Here is a 19,462-nt window from a genome sequence, read left to right on the forward strand (position 1 = left end):
CCGACCGATGCTCCCATTCGGCTGTCGTGTCCCTCGCCATCGGCCGGGCCAGCGCGTGCGGTGGCTATGACGACGCGTCAGGTCGGCGGCTCGCTGCGGCCGTGCGCGTCCGGCACGCAGCCCAAGGATTCGCTGCGGCCTCGTTGAGAAAGCCGCGCGGCTGGGCGATGGTACCAGGGAGAATCCACCGTGACCCCGCTTGGCCAAGCCAAGCGTGCCGCAGACACCGGACCGATGCGAATGCTCCATGCTTATGCCGGCACCAGGGACCCGCTGGCGCGCCACTACACGGCCGAATTTGTCGGCAGCCGGTTCGTCGACCTCTTCGACAGGGAACACCCCGCCGGCATCCTCGACCTCGGCTCGGGGGGTGGCGCGCTCTCGCTCGCCGCGGCGAGGCGCTGGACCGCCGCCGACATCGTGACGGTGGACGTCGACCAGCAGGCCGGCGCGAGAATTTGCGACAGCATGCGCCTTGTGGCGGACCGGCGGCACACGCACCTGCAACTGGACGCGCTCGACGAGGACCTCCCCGCGCGCCTCGCACACCGCAGCTTCGACGTGGCGCTGTGCAATCCCCCATACCTAACGCTTCCCTGGCGGCAGGGCTTTGACCGGATCCTGTCCGAGGCCGGGTTGCCGAGAGAGGCGCGCCGCAACCCCAGCCCCGTCGCGGCGGAAACCTTGTTCGTGGCGCAAATCCTGCGCATGGCCGGGCGTCGGGCCGAGATCGGGGTGATCGTGCCGGACGGGCTGGTCTCAGGGCGGCGCGCCAGGAGCTTCCGCCGGTCGCTGCTCTCGCGCGTGAGCGTCAGCTGCGTGATCCAGCTTCCTCGCAGGTCCTTCAGCGGGACTGATGCCCAGGCGCACATCGTGGTCTTCCGGAACGAGCCCGGCGGCGGCGGGGACATCGAGCTGGCCCGGCTGGGCGAGGACGGGCTGCGCGAGCCGATCAGGATCTCGTGGGAGGCAGCGGAAAACCGCATGGACCACGAGTTCCACCTGCCGAGGCGGACGTCCGGCCGCTCTACCTTCAGGCTGTGCGACATCGGGGCCGAGATCGTGCGGGGAAACCTCTCGTCTGCCGAGGCGCGTTCAGCGACCCAGCCCGTCTTCCATACGACTAGCTTCCGAAAGGCACCGGGAGCGTCGGTCGAACTCCGGAGCGACTTCTGCGCGGACGACAGAGTGGGCCGCAGGGTGGCGCGAGCAGGAGACATCCTCCTCGCGCGGGTCGACCGCAATCTGCACAGAAAGGTCTGCCAGGTCGCCGCGGGCAGCGCGATCCTGAGCGACTGCGTCTACGCGATCCGCGTGCCGAACCGCTGGAAAAGGGCCGTGCTCAACGCGCTGAGTTCGCCTTCGGGCAGCGAGGCGCTCCTGAAAACGTCCCGCGGCGTCGGCGCGCGCATGCTGTCAAAAGCGGATCTCCTCGAACTGGAGCTGGAGGTCGCATGAGCGTCGGAGCGCCGCCAGCTCCGCTGGACGACTGGTTAGAGGAGGCGTTCGAGGAACGCGCGGATCATGTGGAGGAGGACGTGCTGCGGGACGGCACGGCCACCGGCGATCACTTCGACGACGTGGTCCGCAAGTTGCACTCGAAGGGCTTGGTGCTGCTCGTCGGCCCGAGGGGGTGCGGCAAAACGCACCTGATGCGCTACGCATGGCTCGAGTGCCTCGACGATGAAACGAAGCCCTTTTGCATCTACACCTCGCTCAACAAGTACCTCAGCCTGGAGCCCTGGTCCGCGGCGAGGACGGACGCGCGCGCACTCTTCCACTCGTGGGTGCTCGCCAGAATTCTGCAGGCCGGGCACGAGACCCTCGAGAGGGTGTCCGGCGTCGCGTCCGGCGGCGGGGCGCGACTCCAAGCCTTCATCAATAACCTTGAGAGAAGGTTCGACCTCGAGGACGAGGACGAGGATCTGCACCGCAGGCTTTCGGTCGAGTCAGTGAAGGCGACGCTCGTGAAGCTGGCCGAGCGGGCCGGGCGCAAGCGCATTGTCCTGCTGCTCGACGATGCCGCGCTGACGCTGGCGCCGGCGTTTATGTCCGAATTCCTCGACATCCTGCGCGTCGTAAAGTCGGCCCAGATCGCGCCGAAGTGCTCGATCTACCCGGGGACGACCGTATTCGGTCCCCGCTTCCACGCCGACCACGAGGGGCGGACCGTTTCCGCCTGGGTTCCGGTCACCGAGCCCGGCTACGCCCAGATGATGCAGACGATCGCCGCCCGACGCTACCCGTCGGGTCTCGCCACGGTCCCGTCCGACGCCAACACGCTCCTGCAATACGCAGCCTTCGGCATCCCGCGCGCCTACCTTTCGCTGATTCGCGAGTACAATTCCGTCGTGGGCAACGCCGGGCGCAGGAGCGGCACGGCGGCTTCCCAGGCAAAGTTGATCCAGATCGTCCGCGACCTGAGGGACAACCGCGTCGCCGAGTTCCTGTCCCTAGCGGAGAAGATCGTCGAGCTTAAAACACTCGTGACGGTGGGCGAGCGGTTCTTCAACGGGGTCGTAGAGGCGATCCGCGACCACAACGAAGGCCTCGTCGAGAAGGGACAAAAGCAGGTTGCGATCGGCATCGACGCATCGGAGTTTGACTCGCTCACGACGCGCATGGTCGACCTCCTCTCTGAGGCCGGTCTCCTGTCCCGCGAGCAGGAGGTCTCCCATGGACCAGACCGCCGCTACCGCCGTTTCATCCCCCACTTTGCCGCCCTAATCGCGGCGCGTACGTTCTCAGCCGGCAGCCGCGGCACTTCGGCGGCGGCGATCGTGAAGTTCATCGAGCGGCCCGACTCGAAGCATCCGGTACGCCGGACCTTCGAGACGGTGCTCAAGCAGCAGAAGGTCCGCGGCCCGCTGAAGCTAGACCTGCCCGCCTGCCAGGCCTGCGGCGCACCGAGGCAGAACGAGAAGCAGCGCTTCTGCCAACACTGCGGCAACCGCCTCACGGACGAGCTAATCTACAACCGGATCATGGCCATGGGCATGCCGTCAGTCCCGGGCCTCACACCGTTTCTCTCGGAGAAGCTGCAGGGAAGCGGGATCCGCACGATTGGCGAGCTGCTCGCGTCCCGCGACCCGGGAAGCGATTTGCGTAAGATTCTCGATATCGGCCCGGCCAGATCGATGAGAATCATCCAGCGCGTGGAGTCCTACATCGACGAGGCCATGTCTTGAGCGGCCCCGCGCACCCGCCGCTCGTCGCGGTCGGCGAGATCCCGCACATCGACACGGCTCGGCTCTTCAGACCGGTCGACAGCCAGCCGAGCCCGATTGACAACTTCATCGCCAACACCAACGCCATTAACAAGATCCTGGTGAACGCGACCGCGTCCGAAGCGCCGACCCCCGAACTCGCGGCCGTGGTCGTGCTCGGCTACCTCTCCGCGGTGGAAACCTACTTCAGGACGCTCCTGAGCCGGCTCGCGCACGTGGACCCGGTAACGATGCTCAAGCTCGGGAGCAAGCAGATCTCATTCGCGGTCGCGATGTCCCGCCCGCGGGAGACGTTGGCGGAGGCGCTCTACGAGGATTCCTTCGCCTCGGTGAAGGAGCTCAAGTCGCGTCTGAACGAGATCGGGATGGCCAACCTACCGTCGGAGCTGGCCAACGCCCTCGCCACCTACGACAAGATCTGCCACGTCCGACACTGCTGCGTCCACCGCTTCGGCTACCTCGGCACCAAGAACGCGAACGACCTGGGCCTCTCGACACACGCGCACCTCGTCGGACAGATCTTCACTGCCGACGTCGACGGCCTCAATGACATCGCGGACGCGCTTCAGCAGTTCGTGAAAGCCCTTAACAACCACATCTTCCGCTTCGTCACGGACAGGACCGTTGACGACCAGAATGGTCCAAATCCTCAATGCGGATGGCGCTGGACCTGGGACGTCGACGCCGATGCCGACGCTTTCGCGCCCTTCTACGATCTCTTCGCAGTCCGCCGGGGCACTCCGCCTAGCGTTGGCGCCGCCGAGGCATACAGGACGTTCAGGGACCTGAACCTCAGGAAGGCACGGAAGATGGAAGAGCGGCAGGACGCCGCTCTCGCAGCTGCGGCTAAATCCGGCACGGCACTGACTGATCCAAAACCTGACACGCTCGAACAACGGCACGCCGCCGCGGAGCCGGACAACGCACGATCGCTTCCCGATCCGGTTCCCCCCGTCGTGCCCAGGAGACGGCGACGTAGCATGGCGAGCGCCTCGTCGGAAGACAGTCCGTTCACCCCCACGCGCGAGGACCCAATCACCTGACCCGCAAGCCGATCCCGGATGCCGATTGTGAGATGGTCGGCACCCGAACAGCCGGGTCGGCGAGGCCGCCCTGCTTGAGCGTGATCAGCGGTTGCCGTAGCCGGAGCCTGGCACGAGCGAGAGCTTACCGAGGGCCGTCGTCGCCATCTCGCCGGGGCTCGTGCCCTGGAGGCATCACGTGGTGGTTTGCCGATCGCCAAATTCCCGAAGCGGAGGCATTCGAAAGGACATCGTCACTTACCCTGCCCCGACTGTCGGCGTCCCTCGTTGAGATGCCCCTAGAGGCTGCTATGGACCGTGGACAGTGGTGTGTCGGATCAGCGAGGCTCGTTCTGGTCGGAGGGTCGTCGAGCAAAGACGTCTGTCTTGACTCGACTGGCCGACGCCCCGGATGGCCTCACTGATACGACCAGCACAACGCCTATCCGTGGTCCATAGCAGCTTCTAAAGACTTGCTTTCGCTCGACGTCAAAGCAGCCCAAGCGGATTCGATGACTCCGCTCTGCCGGGATGCTGGACGGAACAACCGTATCTCGACGGGTATCGCGACCTCGGGCGGGCCAGCCATCATGAGGCGCCCGTCGCGGAGATCGTCCTCTGCAAGGGTCATTGGCAACCACGCCAGTCCCGTTCCCGCCCTCGCCATGGTTAGAAGGGTCGCGGCTAGGTGGGACTTGAACACTGGGGTGCGCGAGGATCGTGCTACAGTGTCGGATTGCACAGTGGCGATTATGCGGCCCAGCCCCGACTTTTCGCTATACGCCAGATAGTCCATGCCCCCAGGCTGGTCCAACGACCACAATACCCTTCCCTCCGGCCCTGGAGCGCTAACGGGCACCAGGGTGTCCGATCCAACGATCGTGCTCTTGAACTGCTGGGGATCAAGCCTGCTCGGGACAGCGGCATGATGGTGGCACAGCAGGAACTGTGCGTCCCCGCGCGACAGGATCTGCTCGCACGCCTCCATGCTGTCGGAGACCAGGTTGAGATTGCCCCGACCGAATAGTTCGTCGTTCCGGCGGATCCAGGTCGGGAAGAACGTGAATGAGAGTACGTGGGTGGCCGCTATCGTCAAGGTATGGGCCTGCCTCTCCGCAACGGCCAGCGTATCGCGACGCATCTGCTGGATGGCCCTGCTGAGCATTGCGGCCTGTGTTTGGAAATGCAGGCCGGCCGCGGTGAGCGAAACCGAGTGGGTCGTCCGCACGAAGAGGTCAGTTCCCACCCACTGCTCGAGCGCGCGGACACGTCTCGAGAAAGCGGGCTGCGTGACATTGCGCCGTTCCGCAGCGCGCGAGAAGTTAAGCGTTTCGGCTAAGGCGAGGTAGTCCTCAAGCCACATCGACTCCATCGGTAATGCGCCTTCGTCATAAACAGACACTTCAAATGCATTAGCCTTGCCCCTCGAGCAGGGCTACGGATCCTCCATCACCCGCCCGCCGAGCACGGACCGAAGCTGGGACAATTTCCCTTACAGGTCAATCGGTACGTGACGCGGAGGCTTGGGCAAGGGAGGGTCCAGGAAGATGAAGACACTACGCTCCGGCGTCCTCAACCAACTCTACGTGCAGGTTCTGATCGGCATAACGATCGGAGGGCTCATCGGCTTCCTCTGGCCACAGGTCGGCACCTCGCTCCAGCCCATCGCCGACGGCTTCATCAAGCTCATCAAGATGCTGCTGTCGCCGATCATCTTCGGCACCGTCGTCGTCGGCATAGCCAAGATGAGCAACATCAAGGAAGTCGGGCGCATCGGCGCGAAGGCGCTGCTCTACTTCGAGATCGTCTCGACGCTCGCCCTCCTAATCGGGCTCGTCGTCGTCAACGTCATGCGTCCTGGCGAGGGAATGAACATCGACGCGACGCACATAGACACCTCGTCCATCTCCACCTACGTCCAGGCGTCGCAGGCCGATCACGGCATCGTCAAGTTCCTGCTCGACATCATCCCGGTCACGATCGTGGACGCCTTCGCCAAGGGCGCGATGCTCCAGGTGATCCTCATCTCCGTCCTGGTCGGCGTCGCGCTGGTCCAGCTCGGGGAGCGCGGAAAGCCGCTCGTCGGCCTGATCGATGCCTTGTTGCAGACGCTGTTCAAGATCGTCGGCATTGTGATGCGGCTCGCCCCGCTCGGAGCCGGCGCGGGCATCGCCTTCACCATCGGCAAGTACGGCATCGGCACGATCTGGTCGCTCGCCTACCTCATGCTCGGGGTCTACGTCACCTCGATCCTGTTCGTGGTCGTGGTGCTCGGCAGCGTTGCCTACTGGTCCGGGTTCCCGCTGCCCTCGTTCCTCCGCTACTTCAAGGACGAGATCCTCATCGTGCTCGGCACCTGCTCGACCGAGGCCGTCATGCCCCAGATGCTGGCCAAGCTCGAGCGGCTGGGATGCGACAAGACCGTGGTCGGGCTGGTGCTGCCCACCGGCTACACGTTCAACGCCGACGGCACGTCGATCTACCTCACGATGGCCGCAGTCTTCGTCGCTCAGGCCACCAACACCGATCTCGGCATCGCCGACCAGCTCGTGCTCCTCGGCGTCCTGCTCCTGACCTCGAAGGGATCCGCGGGCGTCGCCGGAGCGGGATTCATCACCCTGGCGGCCACCCTGTCGTCGATCGGCACCGTCCCGGTTGCGGGCCTCGTCCTGCTACTCGGCGTCGACCGCTTCATGAACGAGGCGCGTGCCGTCACGAACCTCATTGGCAACGGTATCGCCACGATCGCCGTCGCCAACTGGGAGGGCGTGTTCGATCGGAGCCAGGCGCGCGAGGTGATGCGCCTCCATCGGGAGGGCAAACTTCCGGACGTCCAGGACGAGGCGCCCGAAGACAGCCACAACCTCGTCCCCCAGCACTGACCATTCAGCTAGCCAACCGAGAACCCAAGGGAGAACTTCCATGCGCATCGTCGACGTTGTCGAGGTCACCAAGCCGATCGCCTCGCCCATCCGCAACGCCTACATCGACTTCTCGAAGATGACCGCCAGCCTTGTCGCGGTCGTGACGGACGTCGTCCGCGACGGTCGCCGCGTCGTCGGCTACGGCTTCAACTCGAACGGCCGCTATGGCCAGGGCGGCCTCATCCGCGAGCGCTTCCGCGACCGGATCATCGAGGCCGACCCGCAGAGCCTCCTGAACGACGCCGGCACCAACCTCGACCCCCATCGCATCTGGGCCAAGATGATGATGAACGAGAAGCCCGGCGGCCACGGCGAGCGCTCGGTCGCGGTCGGCACCATCGACATGGCGGTCTGGGACGCGGTCGCCAAGATCGAGGGCAAGCCGCTCTTCCGGCTTCTCGCCGAGATGAAGGGCCGCGAGGCCAACCCGCGGGTCTTCGTTTACGCAGCCGGCGGCTACTACTACCCCGGCAAGGATGACTCCGCGCTCCGCAAGGAGATGCGCGGCTACCTCGACCGCGGCTACAACGTCGTGAAGATGAAGATCGGTGGCGCCCCCATCGACGAGGACCGGCGCCGCATCGAGGCGGTTCTGGAGGAGATCGGGTCGCAGGCGCGCCTCGCCGTCGACGCGAACGGCCGCTTCGACCTCGAGACCGGCATCGCCTACGCCAAGATGCTCCGGGACTACCCGCTGTTCTGGTACGAGGAGATCGGCGACCCGCTGGACTACGCGCTCCAGGCCGCGATCTCCGAATTCTACGACGCGCCGATGGCGACAGGCGAGAACCTGTTCTCGCACCAGGACGCCCGCAACCTCCTGCGCTACGGGGGCATGCGCGCCGACCGCGACTACCTCCAGTTCGACTGCGCGCTGTCCTACGGCCTCGTGGAGTACCTGCGCACCCTCGACGTCCTGCGCCAGTTCGGCTGGTCCCCGGAACGCTGCATCCCGCACGGCGGCCACCAGATGTCGCTCAACATCGCGGCCGGCCTCGGGCTCGGCGGCAACGAGAGCTACCCCGACCTGTTCCAGCCCTACGGCGGGTTCCCGGACGGCGTGAAGGTGCAGGACGGCCACATCGTCATGCCCGACCTGCCGGGCATCGGCTTCGAGGGCAAGTCCGACCTCATCAAGGTCATGCGCGAACTCGCGGAGTGACGTCGCGGACGGGCACGGGAAACCGTGCCCGTCCGTATCCTGACATGCCCGGGGAGGCGGCGATGATCGAAGACTTCAGGCAGGCGGCCCTCGACTACCATCGCCACCCGCAGCCCGGTAAGCTGGGGATCCAGACGACCAAGCGGATGGAGACGCAGCGCGACCTCGCGCTCGCCTATTCTCCCGGCGTGGCGGCTCCCTGCGAGGTCATCGTCGCCGACCCCGCGGCGGCGCGCGAGTTCACGGCGCGCGGCAACCTCGTGGGCGTCGTCACCAATGGCACCGCCGTCCTCGGCCTCGGCAACATCGGCCCGCTCGCCTCGAAGCCGGTGATGGAGGGCAAGGCTGTCCTCTTCAGGAAGTTCGCCGGGATCGACTCCTTCGACATCGAGGTCGACACGACGGACGTCGCCCGTTTCTGCGACGCGGTCGCGCTCCTCGAGCCGACCTTCGGCGGCATCAACCTCGAGGACATCAAGGCGCCCGAGTGCTTCCTCATCGAGGCGGAACTGCGCTCTCGCATGCGCATCCCCGTCTTCCACGACGACCAGCACGGAACGGCCATCGTCTGCGCGGCCGCGATCACCAACGCGCTCCTGCTCCAGGAGAAGCGGATCGAGGACGTGAGGCTCGTGACGGCGGGCGCCGGTGCGGCCGCCATCGCATGCGTCGAGCTCCTGGTCTCCATGGGGATGAGCCCCGCCAACGTCACGCTGACCGACATCGACGGCGTGGTCCACGCCGACCGGGCCGGCGAGATGCTGCCGAACATGCGGCGCTTCGCCCACGCGACGACCGCGCGGACGCTCGGCGACGTCGTCGGGGGCGCAGACATCTTCCTCGGGCTCTCGGCGCCGGGGGTCTTCAAACCGGACTGGCTGCCGCTGCTCGCCCCCCGCCCGCTGATCCTCGCGATGGCGAACCCGAACCCGGAGATCATGCCCCACTTGGTGCGGGAACGCCGTCCCGACGCGATCGTCGCGACGGGGCGTTCGGACTTCCCAAACCAGGTGAACAACCTCCTGTGCTTCCCCTACATCTTCCGCGGCGCGCTTGACTGCCAGGCCACGGAGATCAACGAGGCCATGAAGATGGCGGCGGTCTCGGCGATCGCCGCCCTCGCGCGCGCCGAACCCGACGAGGCGGTCGCCAACGCCTACGGCGGCGAGGCGCTGCTCTTCGGGCCCGAGCACATCATCCCGAAGCCATTCGACCCGAGACTGATCCTTGAGGTCGCGCCGGCCGTCGCGAGGGCCGCCGAGCAGACGGGCGTGGCGCTCAGCCCGATCGGCGACCTGGCGGCCTACCGGGCGAGCCTCGGACGGCATGCCCACGGCTCCACCCAGTTGATGATGCCGTTATTCGAGTCCGCGAGACGCGAGACCAAGCGCGTGGCCTATGCGGCGGGAGAGAGCGACTCGATCCTCCGGGCGGCCCAGATCGTCGTCGACGAGCGCTTGGCGCGGCCCGTCCTCGTCGGCCGCCGCGGCGTGATCGAGGACGGCATTCGCCGCCTGGGCCTGCGCATGCGCGTCGACGACCACGTCGAGGTGTTCGATCCCACCGGCGACGACGCGCTCCTCCCCGACTTGCAGGAGCGCTACGTCGCGCTGGTGGAGCGCAGGGGCGTCCCGCCCGCGGCCGCGCGGCGGCGGCTGCGCCAGCAACCGACCGTCGCGGCGGCGATGCTGCTCGAGGCCGGCCTCGTCGACGCCGCCCTGTGCGGCACCCCGGCCGACTGGTCGATGGAGACGAGGCTGGCGCTGGAGATCGTGCCGAGGGCGGAGGGCGTCGACCGCGTCTCGGCCCTGACCGCGCTCATCCACGGTCAGGGAACGCTGTTCTTCGCGGACACCCACCTGAACGTGGACCCGACGGCGGAGCAGTTGGCCGAGCTGACGCTGATGGCGGCGGAGCAGGTCAGGCGCTTCGGCCTCACGCCGAACGTCGCGCTGCTCTCCCACTCGAACTTCGGCGCGTCGAAGGCGCCCAGCGCGCGCAAGATGCGCGATGCCCTTCGGCTCGTCCGCGCGCGGGCGCCCGAACTGCGGATAGACGGCGAGATGCATGCGGACGCCGCGATCAACCCGTCGATCCGTTCCAGCGTCGTGAGCGAGAGCGTGCTCGACGGTCCCGCCAACCTGCTCGTCATGCCCTCGCTCGACGCCGCGAACATCGCGTTGACGCTCCTGACCTCCGTCACCCGGGGCGTCGCGGTCGGCCCCATTCTGGTCGGGATGTCGAAACCCCTGCATGTCCTCGTGCCCTCCACGACGACCCGCGGGATCGTGAACATGACCGCGCTGGTCGTCACCGAGAGCGTCAACGACTGGAAGGGAACGCGGGCATGACGGGCACTAACGGGGTTTCCGAAGAAGGCAGGCGAGCCGCAATGCGGATCGCCGAAATGCGCAACTCGGGGGCGCGCATCGGGACGCTGGCCTTCGGCTGGGCGCCCGCATTGGCCGAGGCCAACGGCATCCAATTCCTGGAGACACCGGCCGGGACGGCATGGAAGGTCGCCCGCTCGCCCGAGGGAACGCCCGTCGTGTCCGAGCTGCACCCGTTCGTCGCCGAAGGGGACGCCCTGACCAGGCACGAGGGCGCCCTGCTCGAGATCGAGGTCGCGGTGACGCTGCGCCGCGACCTCCCCGTCAGGACCGGCGAGGCCTACACGAGGGCCGAGATCCTCGATGCCGTCGGCGAGTTCCGCGTCGGGGCGGAACTCGTCCGGAGCGTGTTCCTGGAGAACGGGAAGGTTTCGTTCCCGCTCTTCGTCGCCGACCGCATGGGGAACGACGGCTATCTCCTGGGTCCGTTGTTCGATCGCGATCACCTCGATGACATCCAGCGCGGCCGCCTGAAGCTGGAACTCGAGGGCGTGCCCCTCTTCGACGCGGACGCGAAGCACGGCAACGGCGACTGCCTCGGCTGGCTCGTCGATTTCGCCAACCTGGACGCGCGCTTGGTGGACCCTCTGGCAGTGGGCGCCTGCGTGACGACCGGTTCGTTGTGCGGGGCCGTGGCGATCCCCGGTCCCGGACACGTGGAGGTCGGCTTCGGGAACGGATTCGCGTTCGGCTTCGACCTCGTCGAGCCGACCGGCAACCGGGTGGGCCGGTGACAGCGAAGCCTCGCCGCATCGTCATCACGACGCCGACTTTCGATGCCGGTGCCCATGCCTTGATCCGCGAAGCGGGCTTCGAGGCCGTCCACCGGGCCGCCCCGTCGGACGGGACGCTCCCCGATGGGGACGTGACCGAACTCCTTCGCGACGCGGAGGGGTGGATCGTCGGGCAGTCGCACGTGACGTCCGACGTGCTGGAGCGCTTCCCGCGGATCAAGGTCGTCTCGCGCAGAGGTGTCGGTCACGACAGGGTCGATCTCGCCGCCGCCCGGCGGGCGGGCGTCGTCGTCACCATTGCCGCGGGAGGGAACGACGCATCGGTGGCGGACCATGCCGTCGCGTTGATGCTGGCCGTCCTGCGAAGGCTGAGGGAGACCCAGTCGGAGATGGAGCGGGGCGTCTGGCGGATCCTGACCAGCCACGACCTCTACCGGAAGACCGTCGGCATCGTCGGCCTCGGCCGTGTGGGACGTAGCGTCGTCAAGCGGCTGGCGGGATTCGAATGCCGCGTCCTCGTCTATACCAGAACGCCGCCGTCCTCCGGCGCGGGCGCCGACAACGCGCTGACGTTCGTGGACCTCGCGACGCTTCTGCGGGAGAGCGACGTGGTCTCGGTCCACACCCCTCTCACCGACGCCACCGAGTTCATGATCGACGCGTCGGCGATTGGCTCGATGAAGCCCTCGTCGATCCTAGTCAACGTCGGGCGCGGCGGCGTGGTGAACGACCGCGACCTGCTCGAGGCCCTTCGTGGCGGGAGGATCGCCGGAGCCGGCCTCGACGTGTTCGCGAGCGAGAGCCTGCCCGGGTTTGCCGACGTGACCAAGGAACTGGTTTCCTTGCCGAACGTCGTCGCCAGCCCCCATGCGGCCGCCTCGTCGGCGGAGAGCCTGGCTCGGACGGACATGCTCGCCGCGGCCGCCGCGGTCGCGGTGCTCAACGGAAGCGGGCTCCCGGCCGAGCAGGTCGTCGCGGATGGTCGACGCCCCTGACGGGCACCGGAATGCGATACGGCGGCGGTCGCGTCCCGTGAGCCCGACGCGGGCGGGCCTGTCCGCCGCGCGTCAGGCGGCGGACAGGCTGCCCCCCAACGCATTCCACAAGGGCTTCCGCCGTCTGGCCGAGGTTGCGCGCCGGACGGAGCAGGACGACGTCCACGGGGATGCCGTAGTCGCCCCGCACCTCGCATAGACTGCCGCCCTCGCCGAGTTCCTCGTCGACAAGGCTCAGGGGCAGCCACGCGACGCCCATGCCGTCCATGGCCATCGCCTTGAGGGCGACGGCCAGGTGCGAAGTGAAGTTGGTGCGCGTTCCGTCGATCCTCGCGTGGGGACTTACCTCGACGATGCGGCCCATGCCCGAGTTGCCGTCGAAGGCCAGGAGGGGCGTCGGGTCGGACGGGTCGCCCGGGACAGCGAAGACCGGCTGCCCCAAGGCCTCCCGCCTGCACACGGGAACGAGCCGGTTGGTTCCGATCACCATCCACGAGTAGGCGCCGGGATCGAGGCGGGTCGGTGCCATCGGGTGGTGATGGCAGAGCAGGAAGTCCGCCAGCCCCTCGGCCATGAGCCGTTTACAGGCGACCATGTTGTCCGCGTAGAGATGCACGGGGACGGCCGTCGCCGCCGGCCCCAGCGCCCGCAACATGCGCGGGAACGCGGTCAGCGACAGGGCGTGCGTGGAGGCAAAGCGCAGCGTCGGCCGATCCTCCATCGAGGCTTGGGCGCTCCTGCGGCCGGCCTCGAGCGAGCGCATGACCTCGTCGGCCACCTCCAGCATCACGTTCCCCGCCGCCGTCAGCTCGAGCCGGTGGCTGGAACGGTCGACGAGCGGATGGCCCACCCAGTCCTCGAACGCCCGGACCCGTCGGCTGAACGCGAGTTGCGTGACGTTCCGCATCTCGGCGGCTCGCGAAGAGTTCAGGCATTTCGCCAACGCCGAGAGGTCTTCGAACCAGGACATTTCCATGGTCGAAGTCCCCGGCATAGATCTAGGCTGAATAGGCATTGGACGGAGATCGGCAGAATACGGGAAATGCGGCCCGGGGGCAAAGGCAGGGAGCCGTGGCCTGCCCCATCCAAGCTGGGAGGAACACATGAACCGACTGCTCGCTAGTTTCGCGTTATCCGCGCTGATCGCGACCCCCGCCGCCGCGCAGGAGTACCCGACCAAGCCGATCACCATGCTCGTGCCGTTCGCCGCTGGTGGTCCGACCGACACCGTGGCGCGCATCACCGCAGACGCCATGACCAAGTCACTCGGGCAACAGGTGCTCGTGGAGAACCTTCCCGGCGCCGGCGGCACGATCGCCGCGGCTCGGGCCGCCGAAGCGGAGCCCGATGGCTACACGATCCTGATCCACCACATCGGCATGTCGACGGCGCCGACCCTCTACCGTCAGCTCTCCTTCAAGCCGCTCGAGGCATTCGCTCCCATCGGACTTGTGACCGAGGCCCCGATGACGATCGTGGCGCGACCGGACTTCGCGGCATCGAACCTTTCGGAGCTGATCCAGACCATCAAGGCCGACAGCGAGGCGATCACCTACGCCAATGCGGGTATCGGTGCGGCGTCGCACCTTTGCGGCATGCTCTTCATGTCCACCATCGGGGCGCAGATGACGACGGTTCCCTACAAGGGCAACGGTCCGATCATGACCGACCTGATGGGGAGCCAGATCGATCTTACGTGTGACCAGGCAACGAACACGGCTGGTGCCCTAAAGGCCAACCAGATCAAGGGCTACGCGGTAACTGCCGCCGAGCGCCAGAAGGCGCTGCCCGACCTTCCGACCACGGCCGAGGCGGGCCTGCCCAACTTCGAGCTCAGCGTCTGGCATGGCCTCTACGCACCGGCGGGCACGCCCGACGAGGTGATCAAGAAGCTGACGGAGAGCTTGCAGGCGGCCGTGCGCGACGAAAACGTCCACAAGCGTCTCGACGACATCGCCACCCTTCCCGTGACCGAGGCACAGGCGACCCCCGATGCGCTCAAGGAAAGGCTCGGCGGTGAGATCACGCGTTGGAAGCCGATTATCGAGGCTGCTGGCCAGTTCGCCGACTGAGGAGACGATCGAGCGGGCGGACCCTGGTCCGCCCCAATCGACCGAACGGACACTGGGAGCGTAGAAATGACCGATCGAGTCTACCGCGTCGCCGTCATCGCAGGTGACGGCATCGGCAAGGAGGTCGTGCCCGAGGGATTGCGCGTGCTGAAGGCCGCGGGAGACCGCTACGGGTTCGAGGTCCGCTGCGACCACTTCGACTTCGCGTCCTGCGACTATTACGAGCGCCACGGCAAGATGATGCCGGACGACTGGAAGGACCAGATCGGGGGGCACGACGCCATCTTCTTCGGCGCCGTCGGCTGGCCGGACAAGGTGCCGGACCACATCTCGCTCTGGGGTTCCCTGATCCAGTTCCGCCGCGAGTTCGACCAGTACGTCAGCCTGCGGCCCGTGCGCCTGATGCCGGGGGTTCCGTCCCCGCTTGCCGGAAGGAAGCCCGGCGACATCGACTTCGTTGTCGTCCGCGAGAACACCGAGGGCGAGTACTCGTCGATCGGCGGCCGCATCTTCCCTGGGACCGAGCGCGAGACCGTTCTCCAGGAGACGGTCATGACGCGGGTCGGCGTCGACCGCATTCTCAAGTACGCCTTCGACCTCGCCGCCTCTCGCGGCAAGCACCTGACATCGGCGACGAAGTCCAACGGCATCTCGGTGACGATGCCATATTGGGACGAACGGGTTGAGGCGATGGCTGCCAACTATCCCGACGTGCGGTGGGACAAGTACCACATCGACATCCTGACCGCGCACTTCGTCCTGAACCCCGACAGGTTCGACGTCGTCGTCGGATCCAACCTCTTCGGCGACATCCTCTCCGACCTCGGCCCGGCATGCACCGGCACGATCGGCATCGCTCCCTCGGGCAACATCAACCCGGAGCGCAAGTTCCCCTCGCTGTTCGAACCGGTTCACGGTTCGGCGCCAGACATCGCGGGCAGGAACGTCGCGAACCCGATCGGACAGATCTGGGCTGGTTCGATGATGCTGGACCACCTCGGCGAGGCAGAGGCTGCCGCCGGGATTCTCAAGGCCATCGAGGAGAGCCTGTTGCGGCCCGAGGCGCGTACGCGAGACCTCGGCGGCACGGCGGACACGACGACCTGCGGCAAGGCGATTGCGGAATCCCTCTCCGCTCGGTGACCGTTCGCTCCCGGATCAACCCGGACGGCTCAGAAGGCGTCCCAAGGTTGCGCTCGAGTGGTGGAGACCGTCCCTTATGAGCCGATGGTGGCGACCATCGGCTCGTAAGGATGAACACCATCCGGATAAGGCTCGAGGATCGAGCATGGATGCCATCAAGGCTGCGGATACGCAGGAAGGATTTGCGCGAAGGGTGCTCGCTGACCTGTTCTCGGCGGCAGTCGGCGCGGCGGATCCGATGCGGGTCCTTGCCGCAGCGCTTCCGGAGAGGCCCCTTGGCCGCTGCATCGTCGTCGGGGCAGGCAAGTCCGCGGCGGTGATGGCGCAAGCGGTCGAGGCAGCTTGGCCCGACCTCGACCTGTCCGGGGTTGTCGTCACCCGTTATGGTCACGGCGTTCCCACGCGTCGGATCAAGGTCCTCGAGGCCGCCCACCCCGTGCCTGACGAGGCGAGCGAGCGGGCGGCTCGCCTGATCATGGCGACGGTCGACGGACTCGGGCCCGATGACCTCGTTCTCGCCCTCATGTCCGGCGGCGGGTCCTCGCTGCTGGCGTTGCCGGCGGATGGACTGACGCTGGAGGACAAGCGGCAGGTCAATCGGCTGCTGCTTGCCTCCGGCCTCGGCATCAACGAGATGAACCAGGTCCGCCGCCGCATTTCGGCCGTCAAAGGCGGGCGCCTCGCGGAGGCGGCGCGTCCGGCGCGGCTCGTGACGCTGGCGATGTCGGACGTGCCCGGCGACGACCCGCGGGCTATCGCTTCCGGTCCGACGGTTCACGATCCGGACGGAGGAGGCGACCTGTCGGCCCTGGCCGAACGGTTGGGGCCGAATTTGCCCGAGACTGCCCGCCGGCTGCTCGTTCGCCCAACCGAGCCGCTCGCGGCCTTCGAAGCGGATTACCGCATGATCGCGACTCCGCAGATGGCACTGGAGGCCGCGGCGCATGCGGCTCGGCGTTACGGCGTCGCGCCGCTCCTCCTCGGCGACGCCCTCGAGGGTGAGGCTCGGGAGGCTGGCATCCTAATGGCCGGCATCGCTTGCTCGATGCGCCGGCATGGCCATCCGCTGCCTGGCCCGGCCGTCATCCTGTCAGGCGGCGAGTTTACGGTGTCGGTCGGTGCCGGGATCCCGGGTCGTGGAGGTCAAATACCGAGTTCCTTCTTTCGCTCGCCGTCGCCCTGCGGGGCGAAGCCGGCGTCTTTGCCCTCTCGGCCGACACCGACAGGATCGACGGGACCGAGAACGCTGCGGGTGCCATCGTGATGCCGGACACGCTCCATCGGGCTGCGGCGGCAGGACTCGATGCTGCGGCCATGCTGAGCGCCCACGACAGTTACAGCCTGTTCTCCCGGATCGGCGACTTGGTCGTCACGGGACCGACGCTCACCAACGTCAACGACTTCCGGGCCCTGCTCGTCCTGCCCTGACGAGTTGGCCCCGTTCCTTGAGAGGGGAAACGATGGACGGCAATCCGCACGCGCAAGCGCACCAGTCCCGATCAAGGCGCGACGTGTTGGCGGGGCTGATCTTCCTCGTCATCGCGATCGCCTTCGCCTGGGAAGCGACGCATTACGACATGGGTCGCACGATCCGCATGGGGCCGGGCTTCATCCCGCTGACCCTGGCGGTTCTTCTCGGCGTCTTCGGCGCGGCCGTGGCCGTCACCGGCTTTCGCAACAAGCACGACACCGCCGAGGCCGGACCGGTCTCCTGGCGCGGCATCGTCCTCGTCTGCGTCTCGCTCGTCATCTTCGGCGCCTATGGCCGCCAGCTCGGCATCGTGCCGGTCGTGTTCCTGTGCGTCTTCATCGTCGCGCTCGCCTCGGTAAAGAACACCATCCTCTCCGCCCTCGCCATCGCCGCCGCGCTCTCCGCGCTCTGCTGGCTGGTCTTCAAGCTGGGCCTTGGCATGTCGCTTCCAACGATCGGGCCGGCCTTCGGTCCCTTCCAGGTCTTCTGACGAGAGCGCGTCATGGAACTCCTCTCCCACCTCGCCCTCGGCTTCGAGACGGCCTTCACGCCGGTCAACCTACTCTGGTGCTTCGTCGGCGTCCTCCTCGGCACGCTTGTCGGGGTGCTCCCCGGCATCGGCCCGACGGCGACCATCGCCATGCTCCTGCCGATCACCTTCACCTTCTCGCCCGTCACCGCCCTCATCATGCTGTCGGGCATCTATTACGGTGCGCAGTACGGCGGCTCGACGACGGCCATCCTCATCAACCTGCCGGGCGAGTCCTCCTCGGCCGTGACCGCCATCGACGGCTACCAGATGGCCCGCAAGGGCCGGGCCGGACCCGCGCTCGCAACCGCCGCCCTCGGCTCCTTCTTCGCCGGCTCGGTCGCGACCCTGATCCTGGCGGTCGCCGCTCCCCCGCTCGCCCGCGTGGCGCTGAACTTCGGCGCGGCCGAGTACTTCGCCCTTCTGGTTCTCGGCCTTCTCGTCTCGATCTCGCTCGCCCACGGCTCGGTTCTCAAGGCGCTGGCCATGATCTGCCTCGGCCTGGTGCTCGGAACCGTCGGGCAGGACGTCACCACCGGCACGCCGCGCTTCACCATGGGCTTCCAGGAGCTCTACGGCGGCATCAACTTCGTCTCGCTGGCGGTGGGCATGTTCGGCGTCGCCGAAATCTTCCGCAACCTCGAGACCGAGCGCACGCGCGAGGTGGGGGTGAGCCGCGTCACCAACCTTTGGCTGACGAGGGAAGACTTCCGCCGCATTGTCGGCCCGGTTCTGCGCGGCACGGGCCTGGGCTCGGTTCTCGGCATCCTGCCGGGCGGCGGGCATGTCCTGGCCTCCTTCGCCTCCTATTCGGCCGAGAAGAACCTGTCGAAGAACCCCAAGGAGTTCGGCCACGGCGCGATCGAGGGCGTGGCGGGTCCTGAAAGCGCCAACAACGCCGCCGCCCAGACCTCCTTCATCCCGCTTCTGACGCTCGGCATTCCCGCCCACCCGGTGATGGCGCTGATCGTCGGCGCCTTCATTCTCCAGGGCATCACGCCCGGGCCCAACGTCATCAACGACCAGCCCGCCCTGTTCTGGGGCATCATCGCCTCGATGTGGATCGGCAACGCGATGCTCGTCATCCTCAACCTGCCCCTCATCGGGCTTTGGGTGAAGATGCTGACCATCCCCTACCGGGTGCTGTTTCCCGCGATCGTGATCTTCGCCTCGATCGGCTGCTACTCGATCAACAACAACCCCTTCGACGTCTACGCCATCGCAGTGTTCGGTGTGCTCGGCTACGTGCTGATCCGCCTGGGCTGCGAGCCGGCGCCGCTGCTGCTGGGCTTCGTGCTCGGCCCGCTTCTGGAGGAGAACCTGCGCCGCGCCATGATCATCTCGCGCGGCGACCCGATGGTGTTCCTGACACGCCCGATCTCGGCGACGCTCCTCGCCATGGGCCTTGCCTGCGTCATCGTCGCCGTCCTGCCCTCCATCCGCAACAAGCGAAAGGAAGTCTTCGTCGAAGACGATTGATCGACGAGGGCCTCGGTTCAAGCACCGCATCACCCATCTGGAGGCCATGCCTCAGCTGGATGGTCCAGCTCACCGAGGCGCCGCGCGGGGGCACGGGCACGCAATGAAACGCAATCGACGGGTCAAGATTCTAGCGACGCTCGGGCCGGCGTCCTCCGACGAGGCGATGATCCGCAAGCTGCATGAAGCGGGCGCGGACGTCTTCCGCATCAACATGAGCCATGCCGACCACGACCTGATGCGCGAATTGGTCCGCCGCATCCGCTCGGTCGAGGCCGCCGTCGGGCGCCCCATCGGCATCCTCGCCGACCTCC

At 67.1% G+C, this 19,462-nt stretch carries 15 protein-coding genes and 1 pseudogene; 14 read left to right on the plus strand and 2 right to left on the minus strand.

What is annotated here, in order from left to right:
- The first annotated feature begins 189 nt into the window (after positions 1–189).
- From FZN60_RS13075 to FZN60_RS13085, 3 genes are read left to right on the plus strand one after another with little or no spacing between them, the layout of a single operon-like run.
- Positions 190–1,458 (plus strand): N-6 DNA methylase, encoded by a 1,269-nt coding sequence (locus tag FZN60_RS13075; protein WP_158873914.1) that lies wholly within the window; start codon positions 190–192, stop codon positions 1,456–1,458.
- A complete protein-coding gene (locus FZN60_RS13080) occupies positions 1,455–3,188 on the plus strand; it encodes a P-loop NTPase family protein (protein WP_158873915.1) in 1,734 nt (577 codons plus the stop codon). Before FZN60_RS13075 ends, FZN60_RS13080 begins: the two co-directional genes overlap by 4 nt.
- A complete protein-coding gene (locus FZN60_RS13085) occupies positions 3,185–4,270 on the plus strand; it encodes a hypothetical protein (protein ID WP_158873916.1) in 1,086 nt (361 codons plus the stop codon). The genes FZN60_RS13080 and FZN60_RS13085 overlap by 4 nt, the downstream gene beginning before the upstream one ends.
- A gap of 421 nt (positions 4,271–4,691) precedes the next feature.
- Here FZN60_RS13085 and FZN60_RS13090 read toward each other — a convergent pair whose 3' ends face one another.
- Positions 4,692–5,621, minus strand: a complete 930-nt coding sequence (locus FZN60_RS13090) for a LysR family transcriptional regulator (protein ID WP_158873917.1) — start codon at positions 5,619–5,621, stop codon at positions 4,692–4,694.
- 175 nt (positions 5,622–5,796) lie between these two features.
- Between FZN60_RS13090 and dctA the strand changes: the two genes are divergently transcribed.
- The 5 genes from dctA (at position 5,797) to FZN60_RS13115 (ending at position 12,454) form a co-directional block, all read left to right on the plus strand.
- Positions 5,797–7,131 carry a C4-dicarboxylate transporter DctA gene (dctA, locus tag FZN60_RS13095; protein WP_158873918.1) on the plus strand — a complete coding sequence of 445 codons (1,335 nt, stop codon included), beginning with the start codon at positions 5,797–5,799 and terminating at the stop codon, positions 7,129–7,131.
- Positions 7,132–7,171: 40 nt separating this feature from the next.
- On the plus strand, positions 7,172–8,335 hold the full coding sequence (locus tag FZN60_RS13100; RefSeq protein WP_158873919.1) for a mandelate racemase/muconate lactonizing enzyme family protein: 1,164 nt from the start codon (positions 7,172–7,174) through the stop codon (positions 8,333–8,335).
- Between the two features lie 62 nt (positions 8,336–8,397).
- A complete protein-coding gene (locus tag FZN60_RS13105) occupies positions 8,398–10,686 on the plus strand; it encodes an NADP-dependent malic enzyme (RefSeq protein WP_158873920.1) in 2,289 nt (762 codons plus the stop codon).
- Between the two features lie 41 nt (positions 10,687–10,727).
- Positions 10,728–11,459, plus strand: coding sequence for a 2-keto-4-pentenoate hydratase (locus tag FZN60_RS13110; protein ID WP_158873921.1), 732 nt, complete (start codon positions 10,728–10,730; stop codon positions 11,457–11,459).
- Positions 11,456–12,454, plus strand: coding sequence for a phosphoglycerate dehydrogenase (locus tag FZN60_RS13115; protein ID WP_158873922.1), 999 nt, complete (start codon positions 11,456–11,458; stop codon positions 12,452–12,454). Before FZN60_RS13110 ends, FZN60_RS13115 begins: the two co-directional genes overlap by 4 nt.
- On the opposite strand, the gene FZN60_RS13120 is transcribed toward FZN60_RS13115, so the two are convergent.
- Complete coding sequence (locus FZN60_RS13120) at positions 12,399–13,430, minus strand: LysR substrate-binding domain-containing protein (RefSeq protein WP_210253417.1); 1,032 nt, start codon at positions 13,428–13,430, stop codon at positions 12,399–12,401. The two genes, FZN60_RS13115 and FZN60_RS13120, sit on opposite strands and share 56 nt — an antisense overlap.
- Before the next feature lie 127 nt (positions 13,431–13,557).
- Between FZN60_RS13120 and FZN60_RS13125 the strand changes: the two genes are divergently transcribed.
- From FZN60_RS13125 to FZN60_RS13150, 6 genes and pseudogenes are all read left to right on the plus strand, one after another.
- Positions 13,558–14,526: a tripartite tricarboxylate transporter substrate-binding protein gene (locus tag FZN60_RS13125; RefSeq protein WP_158873924.1), complete on the plus strand. Its 969-nt coding sequence runs from the start codon at positions 13,558–13,560 to the stop codon at positions 14,524–14,526.
- A 66-nt stretch (positions 14,527–14,592) separates the two neighbouring features.
- Positions 14,593–15,669: a tartrate dehydrogenase gene (locus FZN60_RS13130; RefSeq protein ID WP_158873925.1), complete on the plus strand. Its 1,077-nt coding sequence runs from the start codon at positions 14,593–14,595 to the stop codon at positions 15,667–15,669.
- A gap of 145 nt (positions 15,670–15,814) precedes the next feature.
- Positions 15,815–17,097 (plus strand): annotated as a pseudogene (locus tag FZN60_RS13135) (glycerate kinase type-2 family protein).
- A 32-nt stretch (positions 17,098–17,129) separates the two neighbouring features.
- The gene (locus FZN60_RS13140; RefSeq protein WP_158873926.1) at positions 17,130–17,630 is read left to right on the plus strand and encodes a tripartite tricarboxylate transporter TctB family protein; all 501 of its coding nucleotides are present in this window, start codon (positions 17,130–17,132) and stop codon (positions 17,628–17,630) included.
- A 12-nt stretch (positions 17,631–17,642) separates the two neighbouring features.
- Positions 17,643–19,148, plus strand: coding sequence for a tripartite tricarboxylate transporter permease (locus FZN60_RS13145; RefSeq protein WP_158873927.1), 1,506 nt, complete (start codon positions 17,643–17,645; stop codon positions 19,146–19,148).
- A 103-nt stretch (positions 19,149–19,251) separates the two neighbouring features.
- Positions 19,252–19,462: pyruvate kinase (locus tag FZN60_RS13150; RefSeq protein ID WP_246726579.1), on the plus strand; the 211-nt coding region annotated here is incomplete at its 3' end.

The sequence above is a fragment of the Antarcticirhabdus aurantiaca genome (genome assembly GCF_009765365.1).
In the GTDB taxonomy this organism is placed as follows: domain Bacteria; phylum Pseudomonadota; class Alphaproteobacteria; order Rhizobiales; family Rhizobiaceae; genus Antarcticirhabdus; species Antarcticirhabdus aurantiaca.

Excerpts from the sequence above, each read along its gene's own strand:
- FZN60_RS13120 (WP_210253417.1), bottom strand. The coding sequence starts at position 13,430 with ATGGAAATGTCCTGGTTCGAAGACCTCTCGGCGTTGGCGAAATGCCTG.
- FZN60_RS13080 (WP_158873915.1), top strand. The coding sequence starts at position 1,455 with ATGAGCGTCGGAGCGCCGCCAGCTCCGCTGGACGACTGGTTAGAGGAG.
- FZN60_RS13130 (WP_158873925.1), top strand. The coding sequence starts at position 14,593 with ATGACCGATCGAGTCTACCGCGTCGCCGTCATCGCAGGTGACGGCATC.
- FZN60_RS13125 (WP_158873924.1), top strand. The coding sequence starts at position 13,558 with ATGAACCGACTGCTCGCTAGTTTCGCGTTATCCGCGCTGATCGCGACC.
- dctA (WP_158873918.1), top strand. The coding sequence starts at position 5,797 with ATGAAGACACTACGCTCCGGCGTCCTCAACCAACTCTACGTGCAGGTT.
- FZN60_RS13105 (WP_158873920.1), top strand. The coding sequence starts at position 8,398 with ATGATCGAAGACTTCAGGCAGGCGGCCCTCGACTACCATCGCCACCCG.
- FZN60_RS13140 (WP_158873926.1), top strand. The coding sequence starts at position 17,130 with ATGGACGGCAATCCGCACGCGCAAGCGCACCAGTCCCGATCAAGGCGC.
- FZN60_RS13100 (WP_158873919.1), top strand. The coding sequence starts at position 7,172 with ATGCGCATCGTCGACGTTGTCGAGGTCACCAAGCCGATCGCCTCGCCC.
- FZN60_RS13145 (WP_158873927.1), top strand. The coding sequence starts at position 17,643 with ATGGAACTCCTCTCCCACCTCGCCCTCGGCTTCGAGACGGCCTTCACG.
- FZN60_RS13110 (WP_158873921.1), top strand. The coding sequence starts at position 10,728 with ATGCGGATCGCCGAAATGCGCAACTCGGGGGCGCGCATCGGGACGCTG.
- FZN60_RS13090 (WP_158873917.1), bottom strand. The coding sequence starts at position 5,621 with ATGGAGTCGATGTGGCTTGAGGACTACCTCGCCTTAGCCGAAACGCTT.